The following is an 841-nucleotide window of genomic DNA, read 5'->3' as shown; positions in this document are numbered from 1 at the left end:
TTAGGGCTTACTGAACAAGATTCTTATTAACCTACGCCCAACGGACAGAAAAAAACTGTAAAAATCTGAAAAATGGCAAAAAGAGAACCCGCAGTCGCCGCTCCAGGTTCATGACCAGAAACTGTAGGGCGATGACGGTCAGACTAGTTTCGGCACCACGTGCGCGGATGCGTCCCAGTCCAAATTTGCGTTTGCCTTCTCCAAACTTCCCTTCGATGGCATTGCGTTCAGAGGCGTCCCGCTGTTCTTGCTTGCGATCCATAGTATCGCTGTGTTCTTTCGAAGGCCTGCCAAGCCTAGGACCACTTATGCGAATGCCGTGTTCCTTGCAATAGTTCAGGTTCTCCCGATTGCGGTAGATCTTGTCTGCCAAGATGACAGCTGGGTTATAGCCGAAACGCTGCTTGTATGCTTCTACGGATGCTTGAAGAGTTGTCGCTTCATTGAAGCTATCCCACTGCACGGTTTCAATCCATGCATAACCGTCTACCAGGCTTGCGGCGATCTTGGCGCCGAACTCCACGTTGGCTCCAGCCTTGCCACGGACGATAGGCCGCACATGAGGTTGTTCGATGCTGACGATGCGATCGGATACAGCATGCGTCTTCTTCTCCGCCATCTCGCGCTGTTGACGGTACAGTTCCGAGATGATAAGAAGCTGGCGGTATTGCCGTCTGCTCAGTGCCGTGAGCGGCGTATGCTGCATGAGCTTTTCCATCGTACGCAGATCACGCCCCACGTAGCCTAGTTGCTTGCGGATCGCTCGGCGAATGGCTTTGCCTGACGCCCTGCGTTGCTTGGACACGCTGAGGAACGATTGTCTTGCCTTCTCGCGATAAGT

Annotated in this window: 1 protein-coding gene; it reads right to left on the bottom strand. The window is 53.0% G+C overall.

The genetic code is table 11. The annotated features are described in order from the left end of the window. Positions 1–31 precede the first annotated feature (31 nt). The coding region (locus JMF85_RS27820; protein WP_201319400.1) for a transposase at positions 32–841 on the bottom strand (810 nt) is incomplete at its 5' end.

Origin of the sequence: Paenibacillus sp. EPM92 (assembly GCF_016586185.1) — a bacterium.
Lineage (GTDB): Bacteria > Bacillota > Bacilli > Paenibacillales > NBRC-103111 > Paenibacillus_G > Paenibacillus_G validus.
This window is presented reverse-complemented; position numbering and strand designations above follow the sequence as displayed.